The following is a 25,140-nucleotide window of genomic DNA, read 5'->3' on the forward strand; positions in this document are numbered from 1 at the left end:
ATGGAAATGTTAATTTATTACATCAAATTAAGCATACACAACATAAAGCGTCATACACTATTTTTCACTTTAATGATCACCACCCTTGCCCTGGGTATTGCAGTATTGTTAGCAAATTTAGCAATATTAAAAGTGATGTCTAGTGACCCTATCCCACAGAAAAGCGATAAAATTTTCAGCGTAAATATGACGACCTGGCCTGAAACAAAAGGTGATAACTCTGAACCTTTACATATTCTACGCTATAGAGATGCAATGCATATTCTCAAAAGTGATATTCCAACCTACAGCTTAATTCATTATGAATCTAATGTTTATACTAGGGCTGTTGAATCTAAAAGTCTTTCCCGCTTTGGAGCAACAACTCGGGCTACAACTCAAGCATTTTTTCAACTAACCAACGCCCCTTTTGAATATGGCCAGAGCTGGGAAAACGAAAATGCCTTTGAAGTGGTAATAGGCGCTGATTTAAATCAAAAGCTATTTGGTGGCATTAATAGTGTCGGTAAAAATATTGAAATAGATAATAAGTTATTTCGAATAGTAGGTGTATTGAAACCTTGGCATTTAAAGCCATTATTTTATCACGCAAGTGAAAGACGTGCCTTTAATAAAACAGATGACTTATTCGCCCCCATTGAAGTTGCATTGGATAATAGCTGGGGAATTGGCGCAAGAGCTTCTTCAACTGAAATGTATAATGCATCATCTGAAACCAGAGAAAAAAATGTCTTTTATTTACAAGCTTTTGTTCAATTGGACACGCAACAACAAAAGACTGAATTTCAAAACTATTTAGATAGTTATAGCCAGAGCCTTAAGGATGCCGGCGAACACCCCTTTGATATAAATAACAAGCTATATAATGTAAATGAATGGCTCACTAAAAATAAAGTGGTTGATGACAAAATATTGGCATTCGCCTTAGCGACTCTGCTCTTTTTAGCTGTCTGTATATTTAATGCCAGTAGCTTATTATTAGCACGCTACCATAGTGCTAAATTTGAAACAGGATTAAGACGCGCCATAGGTGCCAGTAAAAAACAAATATTTCTACAAGGTAGTATTGAAAGCATTATTATCGGAACGATTTGTGCCTTTTTTTCGATAGTAATAGGCTGGATATTTTTGAAACTATCTTTGAGCTTATTTCCATATTTAACTGATATTGCAAACTTTGATATGCAGCTAATGATTATGGGTATATGTATTGCTATTGCAACAAGTTTTATCAGCGCACTATACCCTCTAATACGAGCAAGTAATTCAAATATCAGCTCAGAAATAAAATAAGGAGAAAGATATGAATATAAAAGCACTTTTAAAAGCCTTGAAACTCAGGAAGTTCGCAACAACCTTATTACTTCTGCAGTTAGCACTGACATTAGGCTTAGTTGTCAATACAGTTTTGTTAAGTTTAGATGCCAGTAAAAAACTCAATAATCCTCTTCGATTTGATGTAGATAATCTGGTTGTTGCACAATTATTACCTACTTCAGGTGACTACAGGGAAACTGATTATTATCATGCTATTACGAAAAAAGACCTGAAAAAATTGACTGAGCTTGATGGTGTTATAAGTGTGGCGCAATATAATCAACTGCCAATACAAAATGGAGGGTGGAATGGAAATTTTAAGGATGACAATACACCGGACGATGTAATTTTAGATAAAGATCTAGATACTGTTCCTATTTTTTATTCGAGTCACATTGGTTTATCTAATTTAGGTGTAGACATAGTACAAGGGCGTGCTTTAACAAAAGATGATGATATGACTCAGGATTATTATGCAGGTAAAAGGGATGAAATTGAGCCTAATATCGTTATTACAGAGTCTTTAGCTAAGGCTGTTTATCCCGATGAGTCAGCTTTAGGTAAATTATCAAATCATGGTCGAATCGTTGGTATTGCAAAAGACTTTATGGTGAACCCTAGGTGGCAAGGTAGATCAAAATATTTTGCTGTGTTTGGTAACTTTATGTTTGCACAAGCTGATTTTACGCAAAGCTATGTACTTCATGTAATGCCAGGTCAAGTCAAAAATATTATAGAAAAAGTTGAAGAAACTATTTTAGCAGTTCAACCAGAGCGTGACATTATCAATATTTATAGTATGAAAGATCGCCACAATCGATTTTTCAGTCAAGAATCAGGTTTAGCTAAGTTATTTACAACGCTTTGTATTTTGATGATATTAGTAACCATAGTAAGTAGTTTTGCTCATGCACATTTTCATATTTCACAACAACGTAAATATATCGGCATACGCCGTGCTTTAGGTGCAACAAAAAAAGATATCATGATATATGTCTTTAGTGAAAATTGGTTAATGAGTATATTTGCCTGTATTTTAGGCATAGGTTCAACCATAGCCATTAATATATTGTTGAGCCAAGTTATTACTATAGAAAAACCTGATATTGAGTTATATTTCATGGCTGTAGCAGTTATATTTGTATCAGGCACAATCGCAACTTGGTTACCTGCATATAAAACCACAAAAATATCGCCTGTGATTGCAACCCATACATTATGATTAAGATAAAAGTGGGGCTAAACGCCCTACTTTTAGACAAAGAATTAGCAAGGAAAAAATATAATAATGAAGCGTATTTTAGTTGTTGATGATAACCCTGACATTTTAGATGCGCTTGATTTATTGCTCAGTCTTTATCACTTTGATGTGCTCACTGTCAGTACAGTAAAAGAAGCTATAATGGCTGTATCCCATCAAAATATTGACCTTGTGATCCAGGACATGAATTTCAGTGAAGGTACCACTTCCGGAGAAGAAGGAAAAAATTTATTTCATAGTATTCGAGCAATAAATCCAAATCTAGCGGTCATTATCATCACAGCCTGGAGCCAATTAGAAACTGCCATTGAATTGGTTAAAGCTGGTGCTACAGACTATCTTCCCAAACCTTGGAATGATGAAAAGCTATTAGATGCTATAAATGCAAACTTGGCCAAAGAAAATCCAATAACATCAGCCCCAAGTTCATTCATTTTTAAAAGCGCACAAATGCAACATTTAGTGCAGATGGCACAAAAAATTGCGGGTTCAGATATCAATGTTTTAATTACCGGTCCTAATGGTTCTGGTAAAGAGAAACTTGCAGATTATATTCATCAATGTTCAAGTCGGTGTCATAATGCTTTTATTAAAGTGAATATGGGCGCGCTTCCCCATGATTTAATGGAAGCCGAATTATTTGGTGCTGAGAAAGGCGCATTTACCGGCGCCAATGCAGAACGAATTGGTCGATTTGAAGCAGCAGACGAAGGTACATTATTTCTAGATGAAATAGGTAACTTAAGTTTATCAGGTCAAATGAAGCTGTTACGCGTATTGCAAACAGGTGAATTCGAACGATTAGGTTCAAGTAAAACATTAAAAGTAAATGTCAGAGTCATTAGCGCAACTAATAGTAATTTAATACAAGCAATTGGCGAACAAACATTTAGAGAAGACTTGTATTATCGTCTTAATATTGTTGAATTAAAATTAGCCCCCTTAATAAACAGAAAAGAAGATATTATTCCTTTAGCAGCACATTTTATTGGTCATGATAATTCATTATCGCAGTCAGCTAAAACCTATTTACTTAACCAAAAATGGTCTGGCAATGTACGCGAGCTAGAAAATAGCTGTAAACGGGCTTTAGTTTTTGCATCAGACGCTTGTATTACAGAGTCTGATTTTCACCCCCTCTCACATAACCGTGATAACAAAATGCATTTTGCACAAACAGAGAAAGATAAAATATTACATACTTTAAATAAATATAACTGGGTAATATCGCGTGCTGCCAATGAGTTAGGTTTTAGCAGGCAAGCACTTTATCGTCGCATTGAAAAATATGAATTAAAACAAGATATCTAAATATGAATTTCATACTCTTATTTATCAGCAATATGACATTTTTCACTTTATGTTATTTCTTATTGCCACAAAGCAACTTTATCGTTATTTTCAGTGGCTGCTTTTTGTTACTTATGAACTTAATAATTGGTTATAAAGAATATAAAAAACAAACCGCTTTAGTTTCAAGCTTAGAGCAAGGTTTTTTAAATTTTATGGATGGAGACTTTTCTGCCAGCTTACCAAAAATCATAGAAAAGAAGCATATTTTACTCTATCAGAGATTTGATCTAGCGAGTAAAAACTTACGTGATGAAAGGCAGAAACTTTATCAAAGAGAGATGTTGTTAGATAAAGTATTAAATGCATCCCCCGTGATCACAATTTTAGTAAATCATAGAGACGAAGTTATTTTTGCCAATACACAAAGCCAGCAATTATTTTTAACTGGAAGTTCTATATTAGGCCAAAACTGGCGCAATTTAATTTCAACCTTGCCAGAAGAATTTCAAACAAGTTTGAACTATAAAAATAATCACACACAAGATACTATTTTAAGCTGCATAGATCCCCAAGGACAACCTCAGGCTTGGCATATTGCAACTTCTACCGTCAGATTAAATCAAGCAACACATACTTTGTATTTATTAAAAACCATGACCGAAGAACTTGCAAAGCAAGAAAGTAATACCTGGAAAAAAGTTATCAAGGTTTTGAGCCATGAGCTTAATAATTCAATCGCACCAATAAGCTCGATGTGCCACAGCGGTAAAATTATTAGTGAAAAACTCAATGAAGCTAAACTCGATCGGGTTTTTAATGCCATATCAAAACGCATTAATCATTTAAGTGATTTTGTCACAGGTTATTCAAGTTTAGCAAAACTTAGACAGCCAATAAAAAAGAAGGTCTTTATAAATGAACTTTTATCTCAAATTCAAATACTCTACCCTTTCAAACTAAGCAATGAACTTGATATACACTGTGCATTAAACATAGATCAAGCCCAATTTGAACAAGTTTTAGTCAATCTTTTAAAGAATGCAGATGAAGCTGATCCAAAAAATATGACTAAATTAGGGGTAAAGCAATTAAATAACAAATTAAGGATTGATATTCTTGATTCAGGCACTGGCATGTCAAACGAAGTACTCCAATATGCTTTATTACCGTTTTATTCAACCAAACATACTGGAACAGGATTAGGGTTAGCACTGTGCCGTGATATTATTGAGGCTCATCAAGGAAAACTATTATTTAGTAACTTATCTCCAAAAGGTTTTTGTGTCAGTGTGATACTGCCTTTATTTGAATAGTTCAAAGGTCAGAACTGGGCTTTTATGATCTTTTTTAAGTTTAAATCCTAATTTTTTTAATAACTTAATAGATGCAATATTCAATTCAAGTGTATTCGCAATGATACATTTAACATTAAAATGACTATCCTCACTCAATAAATACGCTATCATTTTTGTTAATGCTTCAAACATGTAACCATTTCGCCAATATTGAGCTGATATTTCATAACCGATTGTCGCAGATGATTTTTTTTCATCATATTCATGTACACCACAACTGCCTAAGAATATGTTATCAACTGAGTTAATTGACCAACGAATACCACAATTAAGATAACTATGCTCTAGGTCCTGTTGAATAAGAGCTCGAACATCATGTTTATTTGTAATATCACCAAAGTTATTATACAAGCTCACTTCAGGTTCAGTTAATAGATTAAATAAAGCCTCCGTATCTTTATATGTGATAGGTTTTAATATAAGTCTTTTAGTCAATAAATTAGGATAATGTGACATTAATCTTCCATCTAAAACGTATTAAGCTGAATTTCTTTATTATCAAAGTGATTTCTTTTATCATTTGACGATTAAGTGAAAAGAGATTCAAATATACATGAGTACTGAATTTAAAGTTGTCCCCCCTACTACAACGGTTTTTTGCCCTGAACGCGGTGAAGGCTGGACATTAACTGGGATAACAAACATTAATGAAAAAACTTCCGTTATGTTTAGTGGTGTAAGATACACTTTAGATGCCAGAGAAGTCGTTGAAGTACTGCTCCCGAATCAAATAGCCAAAAAAGCACAATAATCATTGTGCTTTTTCTTTTAATCTTTACCTTCTAAACGACCAGTCCAATCTTCTACTTTTTTATTTTTAAGGCGGTTAGTCACCATTTTTTGCCATGATGGCACTAATCTTAGTTTTGCCAGTTCGCTCAAATCGCTATAATTTAGTTTGTCTTTATATAATAAATTAACCACTTTGTTTAATGACCACGACGGATTAGGTCTATTAATTAAAATAATATCATCCCCCGCCACCATAACTCCTACTTGAAGTACTTTAAAATACCAACCTGTTTTTAGGCTGTCTTGCATTAAACGAGACATATTATTGCGTTCAAACTTTACATTCAATTTCCAACAAGGTTGTCTTGTTTGAACAACTTCGAAAACACAGGTGCCTATTTTTATTTCATCACCTAAACATACATCTTTTTCTGAAATACCTGAAGTTGATAAATTTTCACCAAATGCACCAAATTGGTTAAGGTCGTTACAATTTTCTAATTCACTTTTCCAAAACTCATAATGTTCACTAGGGTATAAGTGCACAGCTTTATCAATACCACCGTGAATTTTAGTATCACCTACTTCATCACCGATAATGCCCATTTCATTCACATTAACAGGACCTGAAATTAAACTTTTATTAATTGCAGATTTAAAAACACGATCTGTGCCTTTTTTTTCAAAAGGTATGGCTTTACCAATAAATATACGCTCTAACGTCCCTAAAATTTGCATAAATTCAATCCTTATTTTATAAATCATGCTTTCTTGATTTTTTAAAATACAAAAAGCGCAGTCTGTTAAGAGATCTGCGCTTTTATCTTAATATAATAATTATTATTTAAGTGCATTTATACGTTCATCAAGCGGCGGGTGTGATGAAAAGAAGTCACCTAAACCTTTACCTGATGCAATACCAAACGCCATCATAGAACCTTGTAATTGTGATGGGTGATTTGATTTCAAACGCTCTAGTGCAGCACGCATTTTATCAGCGCCAACTAATTTGGCAGCACCAGCATCAGCAACAAATTCACGCTTACGGCTAAAGTAAGCGACGACGACACTTGCTAAAATACCAAATATAATCTGAAAAACCATATCTAAAATAAAATATGTCCAAGAGTAACCTGACTCTTCTTCGTCATCACCTGATAGGAAGTTATCAACAATTCCTGCAAGTACTTTTGCAAAGAATATAACAAATGTATTTACAACACCTTGAATTAAAGTCAACGTTACCATATCGCCGCCAGATACATGAGAGACTTCATGGGCAAGTACCGCTTCAGCTTCTCCTTGACTCATGTTTTGTAATAAGCCTGTACTCACTGCAATTAAGGAATTGTTTTTACTGGGTCCCGTTGCAAATGCATTCATTTCAGGACTATCGTAAATGGCAACCTCAGGCATTTTGATACCCGCTTTTTGTGCCTGAGATGAAACAGTTTCAACTAACCACTTTTCAGTTTCGTTACGAGGTTGTTCAATAACATGCGCACCTGTTGATTTTTTTGCCATCCATTTTGACATAAATAATGAAATAAATGATCCGCCAAAACCAAATACAGCGGCAATCATCAATATTCCTCCTAGGCTACGATTATCAATGCCAAATACCGACATTAAAATTGAAAGCACTATGCCTAAAACAAGCATAACAGCCAAGTTTGTAACTAAAAATAAAACAACACGTTTCATAGGTACCTCATATCTACTATAGAACTCATTAATATGGGGCTATTAGAGTGATTTTCAACAAAATTATTTAAGTCATTCCTTAATAAATGTAACTAAGTATTCTGACAGAGGAAAAATCAGCATATTATTATTTTTTGATCTAAATCATGTAAACAACTAAATCCTTGTTGTGACTCGTTTTCTTTGATCTGAGTCATAACCCTATTCTAATCCCCCCCTAATATATGCCTTAGATTTGAGGTGCGACATTATGTCGCACATCTATGCAGTTCTAACAGGGATATTTTTTTAATGATTCTGAACGCTCACTCTAAAACATTAATCAAACAATTTTTTATTTTTTGCATTATTTTATTATTAAGTAGCATTGTGGTTCCAAAGTCTAGCTATGCATTATTTGTCAGTCCCCCAAGAGATCCTGCTCCACTCATTAAAGAAATATTTCCTCAAGCGAGTAAAGTAAGTGAGAAAAATGGAGACTTACCACTTTGGACGATTTACAAAAATGATGATGTTTTAGGGTATGCTTTTGAAACTAACGATATTGCTAAAATCCCAGCATATTCAGGAGAGCCCGTAAACATGCTGGTTGCCATCAGTCCAAAAGGAGAATATTTAGGTGTAAAAGTATTAGAGCACCATGAACCCATTATTCTAGCCGGTATTCCAGAGCAAAAATTATGGAATTTCACCGATCAGTACCAAGGACTGCAAATTAAAGACCGTTTAAAAGTAGGCGGTAATGATAAAGCGGGATATGTTGCTATAGATGGTCTATCAGGTGCAACTGTTACAGTTATGGTTATGAATGTTGGCATAACTAAGTCAGCAACTAAAATTGCTGAATCACTAAAAATCATTAAAAAGAAACTTGGCATCATTCAACCCCTTTCAACAATTAAACACGATGTTTATAGCCAAAACACCTGGCAACAACTTATCGGCGATGGTTCAATTCGCAAATTATATTTGGACCGAAAAACGATTGATGATGCCTTTAAAAATACAGATGCCGAACATATAGATGAAGCGAAACCGTCTCAAAAAGAAGATATGTTTGCTGAAATTTTTTATACCTTAATAGATATTCCAACCATAGGTAAAAATCTTTTAGGTGAAAGTGAATATAACTGGTTAGTTCAGGATTTAAAGCCAGGTGAACATTTAGTGGGTTTATTTGGAAATGGATATTCATTTAAAGGTTCAGGGTATGTGCGAGGCGGTATATTTGATCGTATACAAGTACATCAAAATGATAATGCTATCTCCTTTAGGGATTTAGAGCATACTCGTGTTACAGATATTTTCATCGATGGTTCGCCTCGCTTTAAAGAAATGTCTATTTTTAAAGTTCAAGCGCACCATGAGTTTGATCCCGGTGCAAACTGGCAATTAGAGTTATTAGTTCGTCGCCAAACAGGCCCTGTAGATAGTTTATTTACAAGTTTTAAAGGCGAATATGACATATTAGACAATTATGTAGATACACCACCGGCTTTTATGCCAGAACCTGAACTTACACTTACGCAACAAGTGTGGCATGAACGCCAAGTAGAAGTTGTAATTCTCTTTATTTTAATGACCGTATTATTAATTACCCTTTTCTTCCAAGATGTTTTGGTACGTTTTCCAAAATTCTTGCATAACTTCCGCCATGGCTTTTTAGTGATCACCGTTGTATTCATTGGCTGGTCTTGGGGTGGACAACTATCAGTAGTCAATGTATTTACTTTTTTACAAGCCTTTATGAGTCAGTTCTCTTGGGACTTATTTTTACTTGACCCGATAATCTTTATTTTATGGGGTGCAGCTGCTGTGACGGCATTACTTTGGGGTCGCGCTGTTTATTGCGGTTGGTTATGTCCATTTGGAGCCTTACAAGAATTATTGAACGTATTTTCACGTTACATCAAATTACCGCAAATAGAATTACCTTGGGCAGTTCATGAAAGGTTATGGGCTATAAAATACCTTATTTTATTAGGCTTATTTGGTTTATCACTAGACTCTCTGTCAATGGCTGAAAAGTTTGCAGAGATTGAACCTTTCAAAACAACCTTTTTATTAAAGTTTGACCGTGAATGGCCATTCATTACTTGGGCGTTATTACTACTCATCATTAACTTATTTAACCGTAAATTTTTCTGCCGATATTTATGCCCACTAGGTGCTGCATTATCTACCAGTAACAGCATTCGTTTATTTAGTTGGTTACGCCGTCGTACTGAATGTGGCCAACCTTGTAAAACCTGCGCTAAAGAATGTGAAATTCAAGCTATCCATCCTGATGGCAGTATCAATATGCGTGAGTGTCATTACTGCTTAGATTGCCAGGTCACTTATTACCAAGATGATAAATGCCCTCCTTTAAAAAAAGCAGCTCGTAAAAAGGCACAACAAATTGAAAAATTTAAACAAAATGAAATAAAAATCGTAGATGCCGGATAACAAATTAGTTTCAAAACTAAGTAACACAAAAAGATGATAATTAAATAAAGTGGAGATATAGCATGAGCAAAAATATTGATAAAGCTCAAATTGAACAAGGCAATGCACCCGAAAATGCCGACCGCCGTAGTTTTTTTGGTAAATCAGCAATTTTAGGAGCAGGCGCTGTTGCAGCACCTATGACTGCAGCCATGTTTGCAACTATGGCCAAAGCAAAAGCTTCAGAAGCTGCAAATAGCCCAGTTGTTCACCCAGGTGAACTTGATGAATATTATGGTTTTTGGAGTGGTGGTCACTCAGGTGAAGTACGTATCATGGGTGTGCCATCAATGCGTGAGCTTATGCGTATTCCTGTATTTAATATTGATAGTGCTACAGGTTGGGGCTTAACAGATGAGTCTAAACGTATTAAAGGTGAAAGCGCACATTTATTAGCGGGCGACTCTCATCATCCTCATATGAGTATGACTGATGGCCGTTATAATGGTAAGTATGTTTTCATTAACGATAAAGCGAACTCTCGTGTAGCACGTATTCGCTGTGATGTAATGAAAACAGATAAAATCATTACAGTACCTAACATTCAAGCTGTACATGGATTACGTGTTCAAAAAGTTCCTTATACTAAATATGTTATTTGTAACGGTGAATTTGAAATTCCAATGAATAATGATGGCAAAGCATCATTAGAAGACGTTAGTACATATCGCTCACTGTTTAACGTTATTGATGCTGAAACAATGGAAGTTTCATTTCAAGTTATGGTTGATGGTAACTTAGATAATACCGATGCCGACTACGATGGAAAATACTTCGCATCTACTTGTTATAACTCAGAAATGGGTATGAACTTAGGTGAAATGATTTCAGCTGAGCGTGACCATGTTGTTGTTTTCAGTTTAGCACGATGTGAAGCAGCCGTTAAAGCAGGTAAATTTAAAACTTATAATGGAAACAATGTTCCTGTACTTGATGGTCGTAAAGGCTCTTCGCTTACACGTTATATTCCAGTGCCAAAATCTCCACATGGAATGAATACTTCACCAAATGGAAAGTACTTTGTTGCCAATGGTAAGTTATCACCAACCGTTTCAATTATTGCAATTGAAAAACTAGATGATTTATTTAGTGATAAAATCAAGCCTCGTGATGCTATCGTTGGTGAACCTGAATTGGGCTTAGGTCCACTGCATACTGCATTTGATAACAAAGGTAATGCGTATACAACTTTATTCCTCGATAGCCAGATTGCTAAATGGAATGTTGAAGATGCCATCGCTGCTTATGGCGGCAAAAAAGTTAACTATTTACGTCAAAAATTGGATGTGCATTATCAACCTGGACATAACCACACTTCAGCAGGTGAAACCCGTGATGCTGATGGAAAATGGTTAATATCACTTTGTAAATTCTCAAAAGATAGATTCTTACCTGTAGGCCCACTGCGTCCTGAAAATGATCAGTTAATTGATATTTCCGGTGATGAAATGAAGCTTGTTCATGATGGACCCACATTCGCAGAACCACATGACTGCATGATGGTTCACCGTAGTAAAGTTAAAACTAAAAAGCTTTGGACACGTGATGATCCGATATTTGCTGAGACATTAGCAATAGCTAAAAAAGACGGTGTTGACCCCATGACACAAAACAAAGTGATCCGTGATGGTAATAAAGTCCGTGTTTATATGACATCTATTGCACCAAATTATGGCATGTCGGAGTTTAAAGTAAAATTAGGCAATGAAGTAACTGTTATTGTGACTAACCTAGATCAAGTAGAAGATGTTACTCATGGTTTTTGTGTAACCAACCATGGTGTTCAAATGGAAATTGGGCCTCAAGCAACTGCTTCAATTACTTTTATTGCAGATAAGCCTGGTGTGCAGTGGTATTACTGTAACTGGTTCTGTCATGCATTACATATGGAAATGCGTGGTCGCATGTTAGTAGAAGCATAAATATTATAACTTAATATTTATATACAAAGTGCTGTTAGCTCAGCACTTACAACTGAGTAAAGGGATGAATAGTCGATGCTTAAATTATTCTCACTGACTTTGTTGATGTTAGCATCAAATGTTTTGGCGAAAACAATTGTTGTAACATCAGATCAAAACTTACAAAGTATTTTAAGTCAGGCTGTCTCTGGTGATCTTGTACAACTCACTGAAGGCACATATAAAGGTAACTTTGTGATCACACAGAGTATTACACTTAAGGCAAGTGATAAAAACAGTGCACCAGTCATAGTAGATGCACAAGGCAAAGGCTCAGCACTTACACTTGAGCATAGCAATATTACGATTAGTGGTCTTACTATTAAAAATTGGGGTGACGACCTCACAGAACAAAATGCTGGGATCTATTCTGAAAAAAAATCAACTAACATCACCCTAAATAATAATAATTTAGCAGGTGACGGCTTTGGAATATGGCTACAAAAATCGCAACAAGTCAAAATTCATCATAATAAAATTAGGGGGAATTTAAATTTACGTTCAGCCGATAGGGGAAACGGCATACAATTATCAAGTGTGCAACACGCCCATGTTTATAACAATGATGTTGCTAAAGTACGAGATGGGATTTACATCATTGCAAGTCAACATAACTTGATTGAGCAAAACACCATGCATCAATTACGTTATGGCATACATTATATGTATTCACACGATAACAAAGTTAAAAATAATAGTGCATACAATACTCGTGCAGGTTATGCATTAATGAGTTCTCGTCGCTTAGAAATCTCAGGAAATAAAACGCGAGATAGCGAAGATTACGGTTTTCTACTCAACTTTATTACCGCTTCGACTTTTACAAACAATATCGTTCAAAATGTATGGACTAAACCTGAAAATAAAGTCATGGGACGCGAAGGAAAAGGCTTATTTGTTTACAACTCTGGATACAATACTATCAGCGGTAATTTAATTGATACCGCTGAAATAGGTATTCATTTAACCGCGGGTTCTGAAAAAACAAAAGTGTATGGGAACAGCTTTATAAACAATCCAATACAAGTGAAATACGTCGTAAATCGTGAAGAAGAATGGAGTAAAGATGGCAAAGGAAACTTTTGGAGTAATTATTTAGGCTGGGATTTAGATAATAATGGATCTGGCGATACACCTTTTGAACCAAATGATTCTATAGACAAGATTATATGGCAATACCCTGAAGCAAAAGTATTACTCGATAGTCCTGCTATTTTATTATTACGATTTGTACAAAAACAATTCCCAGTTTTAAAACCTACCGGCGTGAAGGATAGCTTTCCGCTAATTCAACAACCTCAAAGATACCAGCCAGAAGTTAAGGTAATACTATGAAAGACATCATTGTTTCACTGAAAGAATTAGGCAAAAATTACAATGGATTGGATGTTTTACAAAATATAAATTTAGATCTTAAAGCGGGTGAAGTATTAGGTTTGTTTGGTCACAATGGTGCAGGTAAAACCACCATGATGAAACTTATCTTGGGAGTTATTGAAGCATCATCAGGTTCAGTAAATGTTTTTGACGTTGCCCCTCAGTCAAAACAAGCATGGCATAGTCGTAAAAAAATTGGTTATTTACCTGAAAATGTCAGCTTTTACGATCACTTAACTGGCCTTGAAGTTTTAACTTATTTCGCCAGATTGAAAACATCTCCAAAACCCCAAGTAAAACAATTATTAGAGCAAGTAGGCTTAACACACGCAATAAATCGTCCAGTTAAAACCTATTCTAAAGGCATGCGTCAACGCTTAGGGTTAGCCCAAGCATTTTTAGGTGAACCTAAATTATTATTATTAGACGAACCAACGGTAGGACTCGACCCTATTGCAACCAAAGAGTTCTACTTGAGTGTCGATAATCTAAAAAGCAAGGGTGCAAGTGTTATTTTATGCTCCCATGTTTTACCTGGTGTTGAACAACATATCGATAGGGCAATGATTTTAGCTGGGGGAAAAATGCAAGCGCTGGGCACTTTAAATGACTTACGCAATCAAGCTGATTTACCAGTTAATATTGCAGCTCATGGTTTGAATGGCGCTGTATTAGATGATCCTAAGCTCAATTTACATTTAATCAAAAATACTTCTGAGAATAGTCAATTACAAGTACCAGAGCAGAATAAAATATCAGTTTTAAAGCATTTATTAGCTTATGACAATATTACAGATATTCATCTTGATGCGCCAACGTTAGAGCAGTTATATCAGCATTATTTAAATAAACATGACCAACAAAAAAACGTAACAAAACAAGGAACACAGTTATGATGCACCCTATTTTTGCTGTTGCCTTAAAAGAGTTTCAAGATGGCCTTCGTAACCGTTGGTTAATTTCGATTACCTTAATTTTTGCTATTTTATCATTAGGATTAAGTTACTATGGCTCTATAGCTTCAGGTCAAATTGGCACTATTTCTATCTCATCCACAATCGCAAGTTTATCAAGTTTAGCTGTATTTTTAATACCTTTAATTGCTTTATTGCTCAGTTACGATAGTTTTGTAGGAGAGCAAGAGTCAGGTACATTATTGCTACTTCTCACCTACCCTTTAAGCCATAAACAATTATTATTAGGTAAGTTTCTAGGACAAGGCGCGATTATCACATTGGCAACTTGCTTAGGTTTTGGCAGTGCTGCCATACTCTTATTTATAACAAGTGATGTGCAAAATATATTCTCGTCTTTTGGTTTATTTATTCTTACCGCAACGTTACTAGGTTTATGTTTTACGGCAATTGCATATGTGATCAGTTTATCAGTAAATGAAAAGTCTAAAGCTGCCGGTATTGCTTTAATGATTTGGTTCTTTTTTGTTTTAGTATTCGATTTAGCTTTATTAGGCATATTAGTGGGCATTGAAGATGGGTTATCACAAAACTTATTAGTTCAAATTATGATGTTCAACCCTGCTGATTTATTTAGATTAATCAATCTAAGCGCACTTGATACATCAGACGTCAATGGTGTACTCGCTGTTGCGATTAATTCAAGCTTATCCCCGATGACACTCACATTAATTATGGCAGGATGGATTTTAATACCACTATCAATCGCCTCAATTATTTTTAAGAAAAAAACTTTATGAGCCCAATTATGAGAAAAATGATTAAAATAACCAGTATTGCTTTTTTAACCTTAATGACAATTAACCTCACAGGCTGTGGTGAAAACGAACAACAAGTCATACGTCAAGCTGTTGCCATAGAAAGTGCTGATGGGTGTCATTTATGCGGTATGATTATTAGTGGTTTTCCTGGTCCCAAAGGCCAGCTATTTAATAAAACATCTGACATATCTCATAAATTTTGCTCTACCCGAGACTTATTTGGTTTTTTATTACAACCAGAAAACATTCGACAGGTGAAAGAAGTATATGTACATGATATGAGTAAAACCCCCTGGCAAAAACCCAGTAATGAGTTTTTTATTAATGCCACAGATGCATGGTTTATCATAGGTTCGAGTAAAAATGGTGCTATGGGTGAAACAATTGCAAGTTTTAGCAAGGAAAAAGATGCCTCAGCTTTTAGTAAAGAATTTGGCGGAAAAATATACCGCTTTAACGAGATCACAATTGATGTAATTTAATTAAATATATTTATAAAAAACCTGAGTTTTAAATAAATTCAGGTTTTTTTGTTTTTTCAATAAACAAATTTAGTCCTTTTTTTATTTACTGTCATACTTATCACTATTAAAAAAGCAAAATTAAGGATGGTGATGTTTTTTAACCTAGCAAGTATGTATAAGCGCATAATTTTAAGTAAACCTAAGCGAGTGTGCTTGGTCGTTTTATTAATCACTGTTTTTTTTGCCATGCAAATTAAGCACTTTAGATTAGATGCTTCAGGCGATACCTTAGTACTTGAAAATGACAATGCACTTAATTTTTACCGCCAAATCAAAAAGCAATACGGCTCAGACGACTTTTTGATCATGACATATACACCTAATAAAGACTTATTTGATAATTCAACCTTAGACGATTTAGTAAAAATGTCGGATGAACTTGCTCAAATACCTCAGTTAGACTCAATAATCAGTATTTTAACAGTCCCTTTGATTAATAGTCCGCCAGTCACTTTAAAGTCTCTTCAAAATCATATTCCAACTTTGCTTGACCCTAAAACTAATATCAACATGGCAAAAAAAGAATTACTTATTAGCCCCCTTTTTAAAAATTTATTAATTAGCAGTAATAGCAAAACAACAGCATTTTTACTTTATATAAAACCAGATGCTGACTATCAAATATTGCAAACTAAACGTGCCCAACTTCAACAACAAATACAAGAAGACCCCCTCAAAAAAAAATACCAAAAACAATTTAAGATTATCAATAGCTTATATTCAAATCATTTAAAAGTGATGCAAAAAAAACAAGCAACTTTAATTGAAGATGTCAGAACTGTGATGCAAAAGCATAGCCCAGTTGCACAACTTCATTTAGGCGGCGTGCCAATGATCACCTCTGATTCAATTGCCTTTATTCGACATGATTTAATTAATTTTGGCTTTATTGTGGTGTTATTTATTATTGTTACTTTAGCGATAGCTTTTGCTAGAGTACGCTGGGTTGTTTTACCACTATTATGCTGTATTGTTTCGGGTATAAATATGGTTGGATTTTTAGGCTTTGTAAATTGGCCTGTTACAGTTGTATCATCAAACTTTATTTCCTTAATGCTGATCTTAACACTCTCTTTAACAATTCATTTAATTGTCAGATATCAAGAGTTACATTGGAAATATCCAAAAGCACCTCAAATAACTTTAGTCTCAAAAGCAATGCAAAAAAAATTTATACCCTGCCTCTTTACTACAGCAACAACTATCGTTGCTTTTGGCTCTTTAATTGTCAGTGATATACGCCCTGTCATTGATTTTGGATGGATGATGACAATCGGTGTTCTCATTGCATTTATAATGGCTTTTACCTTATTTCCAGCATCACTAATGTTATTGAAACCAGGAAAGGCAGTTAATCAAAAAAACTTTACTGAACAGCTAACTTTGTCGGTAGCTCATAAACTCGTGAAGTCTCAAGTACCAGTATTAACGTCGTATGTGATTATTATTAGTTTTAGTATTTTGGGTTTTAAATATCTGTCGGTTGAAAATCGATTTATTGATTACTTTAAAGAGTCAACAGAAATACACCAAGGCATGTCATTAATTGATAAGGAGTTAGGGGGCACAACGCCACTTGATGTTGTGATCAATGCACCCAAAGACATTCCAGTCGAGGTAATCAAAAACGAAACTGATGATGACTTTTTTGACGAACTTGGTTTTGAAGAAGATGACCTAACAGAACTCGAACATGATAAACCCACAGGCATAACTGCAAGTTATTGGTTTAACCCTACAATGTTAGAAGAAATTTCACGTTACCATAGTTTTTTAGAAAGCTTACCTCAAACAGGCAAAATATTATCATTAGCATCAGGCATGACCTTGATAAACGATATTGAACCCGAAACTAAAACAGATAACTTTAAATTGTCGCTTATTTACTCAAAATTACCCGATTCAGTTAAGTCAGTATTATTTGACCCTTATTTATCTGAAGATGGTAATCAAATTCGTTTTAGTATTCGAGTATTTGAGTCAGATAAAAACCTTAAAAGGGATGAGTTATTAAAGGACATAAAACAAGGTCTTATGGAAGAGTTTTCATTAAAAGATGAGCAAATACAATTCACTGGCATGTTAGTTTTATATAATAATATGCTAAAAAGTCTATTCAGCTCTCAAATATTAACCTTAGGTATGGTATTTTTTAGTATTTTAATCATGTTTATTTTACTTTATAAAAATTTAACTTTATCTCTTATTACCTTGATCCCTAACTTAGTTGCAGCAGGCATGGTTTTAAGCATTATGGGCTGGTTTAATATTCCACTCGATATGATGACAATTACTATCGCGTCTATTTGTGTCGGCATTGCAGTTGATAATTCCATTCATTATGTGCACCGATTTAAACAGGAGTTTAAATTATATGGTGATTATCAACAGGCCATGATCAAAAGTCATAGCAGTATAGGGCGAGCCATGTATTATACCTCAATCACTATCACGCTTGGTTTTTCAATACTCATTTTATCTAACTTTATGCCTTCAATTTATTTTGGTGTATTGACAGGTTTTTCTATGTTAGTGGCTTTAATTGCCAATCTCACATTACTCCCTTTATTACTGATAAAATTTGAACCTCTTGGACAAGCTAACTCTAATAACCTTCTTTCAAGTAAACAAGAATTACTGAATGAATAATCATCCGTCAGCACATTTTTTCCGAGTATATTTATACTCGGAGTGCCTCACTTAATCTTTAAGTCCCGTGCAGCCATTTCAAATCCTTTTTAATTTTGCCTATATATTTTGGTCTAATATTAGTCTATCTATTTAAAATCATTTCGAGAATGTAATGTCAGAACCTAAAGTAGCTGGTAGCACGCCTTTAGCCATTGAGGTTGAATCTGGTCAAGCCTATATGTGGTGTGCGTGTGGTTTAAGCAAGAAACAACCATTTTGTGATGGTTCTCATGGTCAAACTGATTTTAGACCTGTACTTTTTAAAGCCGAAAAAACACAAACACTATATTTTTGTAATTGTAAGTCGACTAAAAAAGCACCTTTATGTGATGGCTCCCATAAAAAACTAAATTTAAAATCCTGACTATAAAATAATGTAATTGATTTATTTTTTAATAAGATGCCAATGACCAGCATCTTACTATGTTTTCAGCTAATCACGTTTATACAAAGATTCAATCGTGCGTGATTCGAGTGTATTTGCATTAATCATATACCCAGCTAATGCCCCTGAGGCGCTCGGTGGAATTTCAAGTTTTTCTACTGACAGTGCGTGTACGGTAAAACGATAATGGTGTATGCCATGCCCCGATGGAGGACAAGCACCTCCGAAACCTCTAATGCCATAATCATTTATTATTTGATTACTTCCTTTAGGTGCAAGATCTTTTGTTATGTTGCCAGCCCCTGTAATAACTTCATTAATGTTATTCGAAATATTAACTATTTGCCAATGCCACCAGCCACTACCTGTTGGCGCATCAGGATCATAAGCTGTTATAGCAAAACTTTTAGTGCCTTTAGGTGCACCTGACCATTTAAGATGTGGTGATAAATCAGAACCCGAACAGCCAAAGCCATTAAACTCATGTGTTTTAGACATCAATTCTCCATGACTAATATCTTGACTAGATAACTCAAAAGAGCCAGCTGAAACACTGCTAAAAAGCCCTAGATATAAAATAGAAATAAGTGGAAGTGACTTAACGATGTTGTTTTTCAAAAAAGTAACCTGCTGTTGTAAATTATTAAACGAAGCTATATTTTAGTCTTAGACAATTTTATATATAGTCCAAAAACTGTCAAACATTCGCCCTAACCCGCCATTCTTGTTTTTCTGAGTTCTGAAGGTGTTAAACCAAAACGCCTTTTAAAGCGCTCGGTAAATTTCGATTGCGAATAATATCCACTTTTTTGGGCTATCATACCAATAGGATCAAGTGTTGTTTGCAACAAATGTAAACCTAACCCCAGTTTTACCTGATCTTTTATATCTTGTATTGTGGTACCTTCACTTTTCAATTTACGCCTTAAGGTAGACTCACTCATTGCTAGTTGTTGGCAAATATACTCCATTGTTATCTCTTGTGAGCTTTGTTTTACAATCAACTTTGTTAGAATAGCATGTAGTCTTTGTGTAATATTTGGATTAACAGCCATAGATAAAATTTCTGTATAACCTAAATAATACAATATCTGTAATATCTCTTTTCTGCGTAAAGACCAAAGTTCTTGAGGTGCCCAGCAAGACCACTCAATGAATTGCTGTAAGCACTTTTCCAATGTTTGTGTTATTTTCCCTACACAAAAATGTTTTTGATTAGTCGATTGAATTTCAAGCCCTGCAAAATCTTGATAATCAAAATCAATCAACAAAGCAAAATATTCATTTTCTTTTGGAATATTACGCATATTTATTGCGGGATTTGCAGACAAAAAAATAAAATCCCCCGCATTACACGTAATTTCACTTCCTTGACTTAGCTTTTTATTACCATCAAGTACTGCAATAAACACAGGTTTAACCACAGGAACATTCAATAACTTTTGTTCTTTAATAGAAGAATAAACGGAAAATGGAAGTGAATGATTATGTGCAACAGTATTTTTAATGACATTTATCAGATGATTCATAGTTCATTTAAATTTAGAGTCTATTAATTTATAAGCAAAATACACCTAAAACATTAGGTCATTTAAGGCTTGGGTTGAATTATCAATTGAAAATATTCAAAAGACTTTTCGCTTATGAAACAAGTTATTATTACATGATTTAAATCAGTTGTTTAATTTTTTGAATAATATAAAATTTTTAAATAAATAGCAGTTTACAAAAAAATAGTGAAAAAAGGATTAAACTAAATGGGTACAATGGAATCAAACGAAACCCTAGAGCAAGCTATTATGTTTCTCGAGGGTAATGGTGTGCCAAAAGATTTAAGTAAAGCATCTAGCATATTAGCCCAACTAGCAGAGCAAGGTAACCCACTCTCTCAATTTAAACTAGCTAGAATGTATGAAAATGGCGAAGGTGTTGAAGTAGATTTAAAAAAAGCCATAGCACTATATACACTATCTGCCGAACAAGGAGATAAAGACGCTCAGAATAACTTAGCAAATATGTATGCAAATGGCGAAGGTGTTGAAGTAGATTTAAAAAAAGCCATAGCACTATATACGCTATCTGCCGAACAAGGACATAGAGACGCTCAGAATAACTTAGCAAATATGTATGCAAATGGCGAAGGTGTTGAAGTAGATTTAAAAAAAGCCATAGCACTATATACGCTATCTGCTGAACAAGGCCAGCCTGATGCACAATTTAATTTAGCATGGATGTATGATGAAGGAGAAGGTATTACAAAAAACTTAAATATTGCGACTAAATTTTACACATTAGCTGCAAAGCAAGGATGTGCTGAGTCTCAAAATAATTTAGGTGTCATGTTTGAAAATGGTCAGGGTAAAATTAAGAAAGATATAAATTTAGCTTTAAAATGGTATACACTTTCGGCGAAGCAAGACAATGAGTATGGCCTTTATAATTTAGCTAATCTATATAAAAATGGAACTGGCGTTAAAAAAAATGATAAAAAAGCTTTTAGTCTATTTAAGCAATCATTTGAATTAGGTTATGAGCAAGCAAAATACAATTTACCCAATAAGTTAGCTATAGATTTACTTCAAAAACATAAGTTTTCTATTGCGTTAAATGATGCTTTTATTACTTTAGATAACACAATACGTATTATTAAAAAAAGACATATTTATAATGGAAGTGACCCTTTATCTCATTTTACAACATGGCCTGCAATTGAGAGCCTTTTACCTTTAGAGCAAAATAAAAATACAAATTTATTAAGGCTATATCATGTAGATTATATGAATGATCCTAATGAAGGCCTTGCACTATCAAACGTAATCAATAATACCAATAACGCCTGTCCACTATTAGAAAAAATATTTAATTATCGTGATAGTTTAAAATACAATAGCGTTATAGAGACTCTCCCGTCTGTTTATTCAGTTTCATTTACACACTCTTCAGATAGATTAGATCTTTGGCGTGCTTATGCTAACGATGGAAATGGTTTTTGCATTGTGACGTATTTTGACAAACAAGAAGACGATGATACTTTTGAAAATGCTTCTGTGAATGCTTTTCACCTGCATAGAAATCCGACATTAAAACAAAGTTTTAATTCTATTAAAGATAAAACAGAAAAACACTTAGATACAACTAAGCCACTATTATTTGAAGTGAAATATGATGATAAAAGTAAGAAAAAAACAATTCGAGAATTAAATTTAGCCCTTTTAAATATTGAAAAAGCATTAGAATCTGCAGTACCTAAAATAAAGACTGAAGTCAATCATATTTTATATGCGGTATTGATGGAAGTGATGTATTTATATAAAGATGAACAATATTCTACCGAGCGAGAAGTAAGAGCATTTCAAACCATGCCACTTAACGAAGTTAAAATGGATGAGCGCAACCCTGGTAGACTTTATTGTGAAACAAACCCGTTTTTGTTTTTAGGCGAAAATACAAAAATTGTAATAGGTCCAAAAGTACCGGAACCTCATATCGCTTTGTGGAACCTAAGATACCGACTAAATAAAAATGGTTTTGCCAATAATACAAATGTTGAATATTCGACTGTAAAATATCGGTGAGTACGTTACGTAATCTAATTCAATACCTAAAATTTATAAAATAAAAAAACCGCTAAATTAGCGGTTTTTTATGGGCAGTACTAAATTTTGAATAATTGATACTTAAGTAAGTATCAATATTAAATTGTCTGAAAAACGAGATTTATTTCATAGAAATCGTTGTATTTACTTCACCTGCTTGATGATCTGGTGCAAACCAACGTGTTGATACTGTTTTAGTTTGTGTCCAGAATGAAATAGCTTGTTTACCATTAGGGCCTAAATCACCTAATTTAGAACCTCGAGAACCCGTAAAGCTAAAGTAAGCAACAGGCACTGGAATTGGTAAATTAATACCTAATTGGCCTGCATCTGCTTCATTTTCAAAACGACGTGCATAATAACCAGAATTAGTGAATATTGAAGCACCATTACCAAATGGATTATCGTTAATAAGTTTTATCGCATCTTCAAATGTTTCGGCTTCTAATATCAATAACGCAGGACCAAAGATTTCCTGCGTATAAATATCCATATCAGTTTTAACATCAGTGAACATGGTAGGACCAACAAAGTTACCTTTTTCGTAACCTTCAACCACACAATCACGGCCATCCACTAATAAAGTTGCACCTTGTTCAACACCAGAGTTAATAAGTTTAATAATACGCTCTTTAGCTTGCGGATTGACTACAGGGCCTAAGTCAGCTGTACGATCAGTGCCAGGTCCAATTTTCATTTCATGGCTACGTGTCGCAATTTCATCAACCCAACTACGCGTTTCTCCCACTAAAATAACAACTGAGTTTGCCATACAACGTTGACCAGCAGCACCATAAGCAGCACCTAAAATATTATTGATTGCTTGGTCTTTATCACAATCAGGCATCACGATTGCGTGATTTTTTGCACCTACCATAGACTGTGCACGTTTGCCGTGTTGACTGGCTCGTTCATAAATATGTTGACCTACATGAGTAGAACCAATAAATGACACAGCTTTAATTAAAGGATGATCACATAAACGATTTGCCACATCAGGGCCACCATGAACAACATTCAATACGCCTGGTGGAATACCTGCTTCTAGTGCTAACTCAACTAAAAATACCGATGAAGATGGGTCTTGCTCAGAAGGTTTTAAAACAAATGTATTACCCGTTGCAAGTGCTAATGGGAACATAAAACACGGAAGCATAATTGGAAAATTAAATGCCGTAATACCTGCACCAACACCTAGCGGTTTTTGTAAAGTATGTACATCAACATTACCCGCTACGTTATTGGCCATTTCACCCATTTGTAAAGTGGTTATTGAACATGCATGTTCAACTACCTCTAAACCACGTGCTACTTCACCTTCAGCATCTGGTAATGTTTTACCATGTTCAAGCGTGATCATTTCAGCTAATTTAGTTGTATTTTCACGAATAAGATTTTGAAGTTTAAGCATGATGCGCATACGTTTACCAAGCGGCACTAATTTCCACGTTTGAAACGCTTCATGTGCATTTTCAATGGCAGCATCGACTTCTTCAATTGTGGCAAATGGTACCTGAGCAACAACTTCTTGTGTTGCAGGGTTTAAAACATCAACCCATTTCCCAGAAGTTGATTCAATTTTTTCACCATTTAGGATCATTGGAACGCGGCGTACTGACATTGTCTTTCCTTATCTTTTCGCTAGATTTTTTAAAATTTAAAGTAAATTTGTAAAAAATAATTTTAAATAGCATAGAGCGAATGAATATACTTGACAAGAGACCTCAGCGCAAGGCAGCCTTGCATATATGCAAAGGATGAATTTATTAAATTATTATTATGAACTGGGATGACTTAAAAGTATTTTTAGAAGTCGCTAGAAGCGAAACTTTAACTATGGCATCAAAACGTTTAAATATTGATCCATCCACGGTTTCAAGGCGAATTCATAAATTAGAAAATGAACTTGGAACGCAACTTTTTGACCGAAGTGTAACAGGCCACTTATTAACCGAACATGGCCATGAGTTACTCACCACGGCATTAGAGATTGAACAAAAAACAGTTGCAACCCTTGATATTTTGCAAGGCAAAAATTTAGAAAATAAAGGCAATATTAGAATTGGAACAACAGATGCATTTGGTAGTTATTTTATAACTGAACAACTCACCGCTTTTCATAACACACATAAATATATTTCAATCGATTTGTTACCACTGCAAAGATTAGTAAAATTAACTCAGTATGAAGCAGATTTAGCCGTTACAATCGAAAAACCAGAAAACAAATCATTGGTGGTGACAAAGTTATGTGATTATCGGCTTAAAATGTATGCAAGTAAGGACTACCTTGAAAAAAATACGGATATAAACTGCTTATCTGATCTTTCAAATCATGCAACGATAGGATATGTTGATGACCTAATATTTAGCGACCAGCTTTGTTATCTTGATAGGTATTTAGAAAAAGTTAAACCTGTATTTAGAAGCACCAGTGTTATAGCACAATATAAAGCAGTTCAAAATGGCTTAGGTCTGGCTATTTTACCCTGTTTTTTAGCATCAAATGCAAACAACTTAGTACCGGTTCTTGAAAATGAAATAAACATTATTAGAAGTTTTTGGATGGCAGCACCCATTGAACGAAAACGTTTAGCTAGAGTCAATAAGCTTTGGCAACATTTAAAAGAAGCCACATTACAGGCTAAACCTTTATTACTTGGTCAATAAATACTTGAGCAATAAATTTTAAGCATTTATAAATTGTTATCGCCGTAGCAAT

At 34.4% G+C, this 25,140-nt stretch carries 21 protein-coding genes; 15 read left to right on the forward strand and 6 right to left on the reverse strand.

Annotated elements, in window-relative coordinates:
* The 4 genes from BM088_RS03950 to BM088_RS03965 all read left to right on the forward strand — a co-directional run bounded on the left by BM088_RS03950 (position 1) and on the right by BM088_RS03965 (position 5,184).
* Positions 1 to 1,293: an ABC transporter permease gene (locus tag BM088_RS03950; protein WP_091980180.1), complete on the forward strand. Its 1,293-nt coding sequence runs from the start codon at positions 1 to 3 to the stop codon at positions 1,291 to 1,293.
* 10 nt (positions 1,294 to 1,303) lie between these two features.
* Positions 1,304 to 2,539, forward strand: coding sequence for an FtsX-like permease family protein (locus BM088_RS03955; RefSeq protein ID WP_091980181.1), 1,236 nt, complete (start codon positions 1,304 to 1,306; stop codon positions 2,537 to 2,539).
* 66 nt (positions 2,540 to 2,605) lie between these two features.
* Positions 2,606 to 3,889 (forward strand): sigma-54-dependent transcriptional regulator, encoded by a 1,284-nt coding sequence (locus BM088_RS03960; RefSeq protein ID WP_091980183.1) that lies wholly within the window; start codon positions 2,606 to 2,608, stop codon positions 3,887 to 3,889.
* A 2-nt stretch (positions 3,890 to 3,891) separates the two neighbouring features.
* A complete protein-coding gene (locus BM088_RS03965; protein ID WP_091980185.1) occupies positions 3,892 to 5,184 on the forward strand; it encodes a sensor histidine kinase in 1,293 nt (430 codons plus the stop codon).
* Here the strand turns inward: BM088_RS03965 and BM088_RS03970 are convergent.
* A complete protein-coding gene (locus tag BM088_RS03970; protein ID WP_091980187.1) occupies positions 5,173 to 5,682 on the reverse strand; it encodes a GNAT family N-acetyltransferase in 510 nt (169 codons plus the stop codon). The genes BM088_RS03965 and BM088_RS03970 overlap by 12 nt on opposite strands.
* 97 nt (positions 5,683 to 5,779) lie before the next feature.
* On the opposite strand from BM088_RS03970, the gene BM088_RS03975 reads away from it, so the two are divergent.
* Positions 5,780 to 5,977 carry a hypothetical protein gene (locus BM088_RS03975; protein WP_091980189.1) on the forward strand — a complete coding sequence of 66 codons (198 nt, stop codon included), beginning with the start codon at positions 5,780 to 5,782 and terminating at the stop codon, positions 5,975 to 5,977.
* A 17-nt stretch (positions 5,978 to 5,994) separates the two neighbouring features.
* Here BM088_RS03975 and BM088_RS03980 read toward each other — a convergent pair whose 3' ends face one another.
* Positions 5,995 to 6,696 (reverse strand): MOSC domain-containing protein, encoded by a 702-nt coding sequence (locus tag BM088_RS03980; RefSeq protein ID WP_091980191.1) that lies wholly within the window; start codon positions 6,694 to 6,696, stop codon positions 5,995 to 5,997.
* 102 nt (positions 6,697 to 6,798) lie between these two features.
* The gene (htpX, locus tag BM088_RS03985; RefSeq protein WP_091980193.1) at positions 6,799 to 7,662 is read right to left on the reverse strand and encodes a protease HtpX; all 864 of its coding nucleotides are present in this window, start codon (positions 7,660 to 7,662) and stop codon (positions 6,799 to 6,801) included.
* A 291-nt stretch (positions 7,663 to 7,953) separates the two neighbouring features.
* Here htpX and nosR point away from each other — a divergent pair, with 291 nt between their 5' ends.
* The 8 genes from nosR to BM088_RS04025 all read left to right on the forward strand — a co-directional run bounded on the left by nosR (position 7,954) and on the right by BM088_RS04025 (position 18,801).
* The gene (nosR, locus tag BM088_RS03990; RefSeq protein ID WP_091980195.1) at positions 7,954 to 10,110 is read left to right on the forward strand and encodes a transcriptional regulator NosR; all 2,157 of its coding nucleotides are present in this window, start codon (positions 7,954 to 7,956) and stop codon (positions 10,108 to 10,110) included.
* Positions 10,111 to 10,172: 62 nt separating this feature from the next.
* Complete coding sequence (gene nosZ / locus BM088_RS03995; RefSeq protein ID WP_091980197.1) at positions 10,173 to 12,071, forward strand: TAT-dependent nitrous-oxide reductase; 1,899 nt, start codon at positions 10,173 to 10,175, stop codon at positions 12,069 to 12,071.
* Positions 12,072 to 12,146: 75 nt separating this feature from the next.
* On the forward strand, positions 12,147 to 13,445 hold the full coding sequence (locus BM088_RS04000; RefSeq protein WP_091980199.1) for a nitrous oxide reductase family maturation protein NosD: 1,299 nt from the start codon (positions 12,147 to 12,149) through the stop codon (positions 13,443 to 13,445).
* On the forward strand, positions 13,442 to 14,383 hold the full coding sequence (locus BM088_RS04005) for an ABC transporter ATP-binding protein (RefSeq protein ID WP_091980201.1): 942 nt from the start codon (positions 13,442 to 13,444) through the stop codon (positions 14,381 to 14,383). Before BM088_RS04000 ends, BM088_RS04005 begins: the two co-directional genes overlap by 4 nt.
* Positions 14,383 to 15,201: an ABC transporter permease gene (locus BM088_RS04010; RefSeq protein ID WP_091980571.1), complete on the forward strand. Its 819-nt coding sequence runs from the start codon at positions 14,383 to 14,385 to the stop codon at positions 15,199 to 15,201. The genes BM088_RS04005 and BM088_RS04010 overlap by 1 nt, the downstream gene beginning before the upstream one ends.
* An 8-nt stretch (positions 15,202 to 15,209) precedes the next feature.
* Positions 15,210 to 15,704 (forward strand): nitrous oxide reductase accessory protein NosL, encoded by a 495-nt coding sequence (locus BM088_RS04015; protein ID WP_091980575.1) that lies wholly within the window; start codon positions 15,210 to 15,212, stop codon positions 15,702 to 15,704.
* 132 nt (positions 15,705 to 15,836) lie between these two features.
* Entirely contained in the window at positions 15,837 to 18,395 is a 2,559-nt protein-coding gene (locus tag BM088_RS04020; RefSeq protein ID WP_091980203.1) for an efflux RND transporter permease subunit, read from the forward strand.
* Between the two features lie 154 nt (positions 18,396 to 18,549).
* Entirely contained in the window at positions 18,550 to 18,801 is a 252-nt protein-coding gene (locus BM088_RS04025; RefSeq protein WP_091980205.1) for a CDGSH iron-sulfur domain-containing protein, read from the forward strand.
* Between the two features lie 69 nt (positions 18,802 to 18,870).
* Here the strand turns inward: BM088_RS04025 and BM088_RS04030 are convergent, their stop codons facing one another.
* Together BM088_RS04030 and BM088_RS04035 are read right to left on the reverse strand one after the other, a co-directional pair.
* Positions 18,871 to 19,440, reverse strand: a complete 570-nt coding sequence (locus BM088_RS04030; protein WP_425439272.1) for a YbhB/YbcL family Raf kinase inhibitor-like protein — start codon at positions 19,438 to 19,440, stop codon at positions 18,871 to 18,873.
* A 92-nt stretch (positions 19,441 to 19,532) separates the two neighbouring features.
* A complete protein-coding gene (locus BM088_RS04035; protein ID WP_091980207.1) occupies positions 19,533 to 20,351 on the reverse strand; it encodes a helix-turn-helix transcriptional regulator in 819 nt (272 codons plus the stop codon).
* Between the two features lie 228 nt (positions 20,352 to 20,579).
* Here BM088_RS04035 and BM088_RS04040 point away from each other — a divergent pair, with 228 nt between their 5' ends.
* Positions 20,580 to 22,397 carry a DUF2971 domain-containing protein gene (locus BM088_RS04040; RefSeq protein ID WP_091980209.1) on the forward strand — a complete coding sequence of 606 codons (1,818 nt, stop codon included), beginning with the start codon at positions 20,580 to 20,582 and terminating at the stop codon, positions 22,395 to 22,397.
* 142 nt (positions 22,398 to 22,539) lie between these two features.
* Here BM088_RS04040 and BM088_RS04045 read toward each other — a convergent pair whose 3' ends face one another.
* The gene (locus tag BM088_RS04045) at positions 22,540 to 24,039 is read right to left on the reverse strand and encodes a CoA-acylating methylmalonate-semialdehyde dehydrogenase (RefSeq protein ID WP_091980211.1); all 1,500 of its coding nucleotides are present in this window, start codon (positions 24,037 to 24,039) and stop codon (positions 22,540 to 22,542) included.
* Positions 24,040 to 24,197: 158 nt separating this feature from the next.
* On the opposite strand from BM088_RS04045, the gene BM088_RS04050 reads away from it, so the two are divergent.
* Positions 24,198 to 25,088, forward strand: coding sequence for a LysR family transcriptional regulator (locus tag BM088_RS04050; protein WP_091980213.1), 891 nt, complete (start codon positions 24,198 to 24,200; stop codon positions 25,086 to 25,088).
* Positions 25,089 to 25,140: the final 52 nt, after the last annotated feature.

Origin of the sequence: Pseudoalteromonas denitrificans DSM 6059 (genome assembly GCF_900112265.1) — a bacterium.
GTDB classification, from domain to species: Bacteria; Pseudomonadota; Gammaproteobacteria; order Enterobacterales; family Alteromonadaceae; genus Pseudoalteromonas; species Pseudoalteromonas denitrificans.

What these genes read in the sequence shown, in the direction of transcription:
- BM088_RS04000 (WP_091980199.1), top strand. Translation starts at nt 12,147, where the DNA reads ATGCTTAAATTATTCTCACTGACTTTGTTGATGTTAGCATCAAATGTT.
- BM088_RS03965 (WP_091980185.1), top strand. Translation starts at nt 3,892, where the DNA reads ATGAATTTCATACTCTTATTTATCAGCAATATGACATTTTTCACTTTA.
- BM088_RS03950 (WP_091980180.1), top strand. Translation starts at nt 1, where the DNA reads ATGGAAATGTTAATTTATTACATCAAATTAAGCATACACAACATAAAG.
- BM088_RS03975 (WP_091980189.1), top strand. Translation starts at nt 5,780, where the DNA reads ATGAGTACTGAATTTAAAGTTGTCCCCCCTACTACAACGGTTTTTTGC.
- BM088_RS04015 (WP_091980575.1), top strand. Translation starts at nt 15,210, where the DNA reads ATGAGAAAAATGATTAAAATAACCAGTATTGCTTTTTTAACCTTAATG.
- BM088_RS04025 (WP_091980205.1), top strand. Translation starts at nt 18,550, where the DNA reads ATGTCAGAACCTAAAGTAGCTGGTAGCACGCCTTTAGCCATTGAGGTT.
- BM088_RS03955 (WP_091980181.1), top strand. Translation starts at nt 1,304, where the DNA reads ATGAATATAAAAGCACTTTTAAAAGCCTTGAAACTCAGGAAGTTCGCA.
- nosR (WP_091980195.1), top strand. Translation starts at nt 7,954, where the DNA reads ATGATTCTGAACGCTCACTCTAAAACATTAATCAAACAATTTTTTATT.
- BM088_RS04045 (WP_091980211.1), bottom strand. Translation starts at nt 24,039, where the DNA reads ATGTCAGTACGCCGCGTTCCAATGATCCTAAATGGTGAAAAAATTGAA.
- BM088_RS04005 (WP_091980201.1), top strand. Translation starts at nt 13,442, where the DNA reads ATGAAAGACATCATTGTTTCACTGAAAGAATTAGGCAAAAATTACAAT.
- htpX (WP_091980193.1), bottom strand. Translation starts at nt 7,662, where the DNA reads ATGAAACGTGTTGTTTTATTTTTAGTTACAAACTTGGCTGTTATGCTT.
- BM088_RS04040 (WP_091980209.1), top strand. Translation starts at nt 20,580, where the DNA reads ATGGGTACAATGGAATCAAACGAAACCCTAGAGCAAGCTATTATGTTT.
- BM088_RS04020 (WP_091980203.1), top strand. Translation starts at nt 15,837, where the DNA reads ATGTTTTTTAACCTAGCAAGTATGTATAAGCGCATAATTTTAAGTAAA.
- BM088_RS04035 (WP_091980207.1), bottom strand. Translation starts at nt 20,351, where the DNA reads ATGAATCATCTGATAAATGTCATTAAAAATACTGTTGCACATAATCAT.
- nosZ (WP_091980197.1), top strand. Translation starts at nt 10,173, where the DNA reads ATGAGCAAAAATATTGATAAAGCTCAAATTGAACAAGGCAATGCACCC.
- BM088_RS04010 (WP_091980571.1), top strand. Translation starts at nt 14,383, where the DNA reads ATGCACCCTATTTTTGCTGTTGCCTTAAAAGAGTTTCAAGATGGCCTT.
- BM088_RS04050 (WP_091980213.1), top strand. Translation starts at nt 24,198, where the DNA reads ATGAACTGGGATGACTTAAAAGTATTTTTAGAAGTCGCTAGAAGCGAA.
- BM088_RS03960 (WP_091980183.1), top strand. Translation starts at nt 2,606, where the DNA reads ATGAAGCGTATTTTAGTTGTTGATGATAACCCTGACATTTTAGATGCG.
- BM088_RS03970 (WP_091980187.1), bottom strand. Translation starts at nt 5,682, where the DNA reads ATGTCACATTATCCTAATTTATTGACTAAAAGACTTATATTAAAACCT.
- BM088_RS03980 (WP_091980191.1), bottom strand. Translation starts at nt 6,696, where the DNA reads ATGCAAATTTTAGGGACGTTAGAGCGTATATTTATTGGTAAAGCCATA.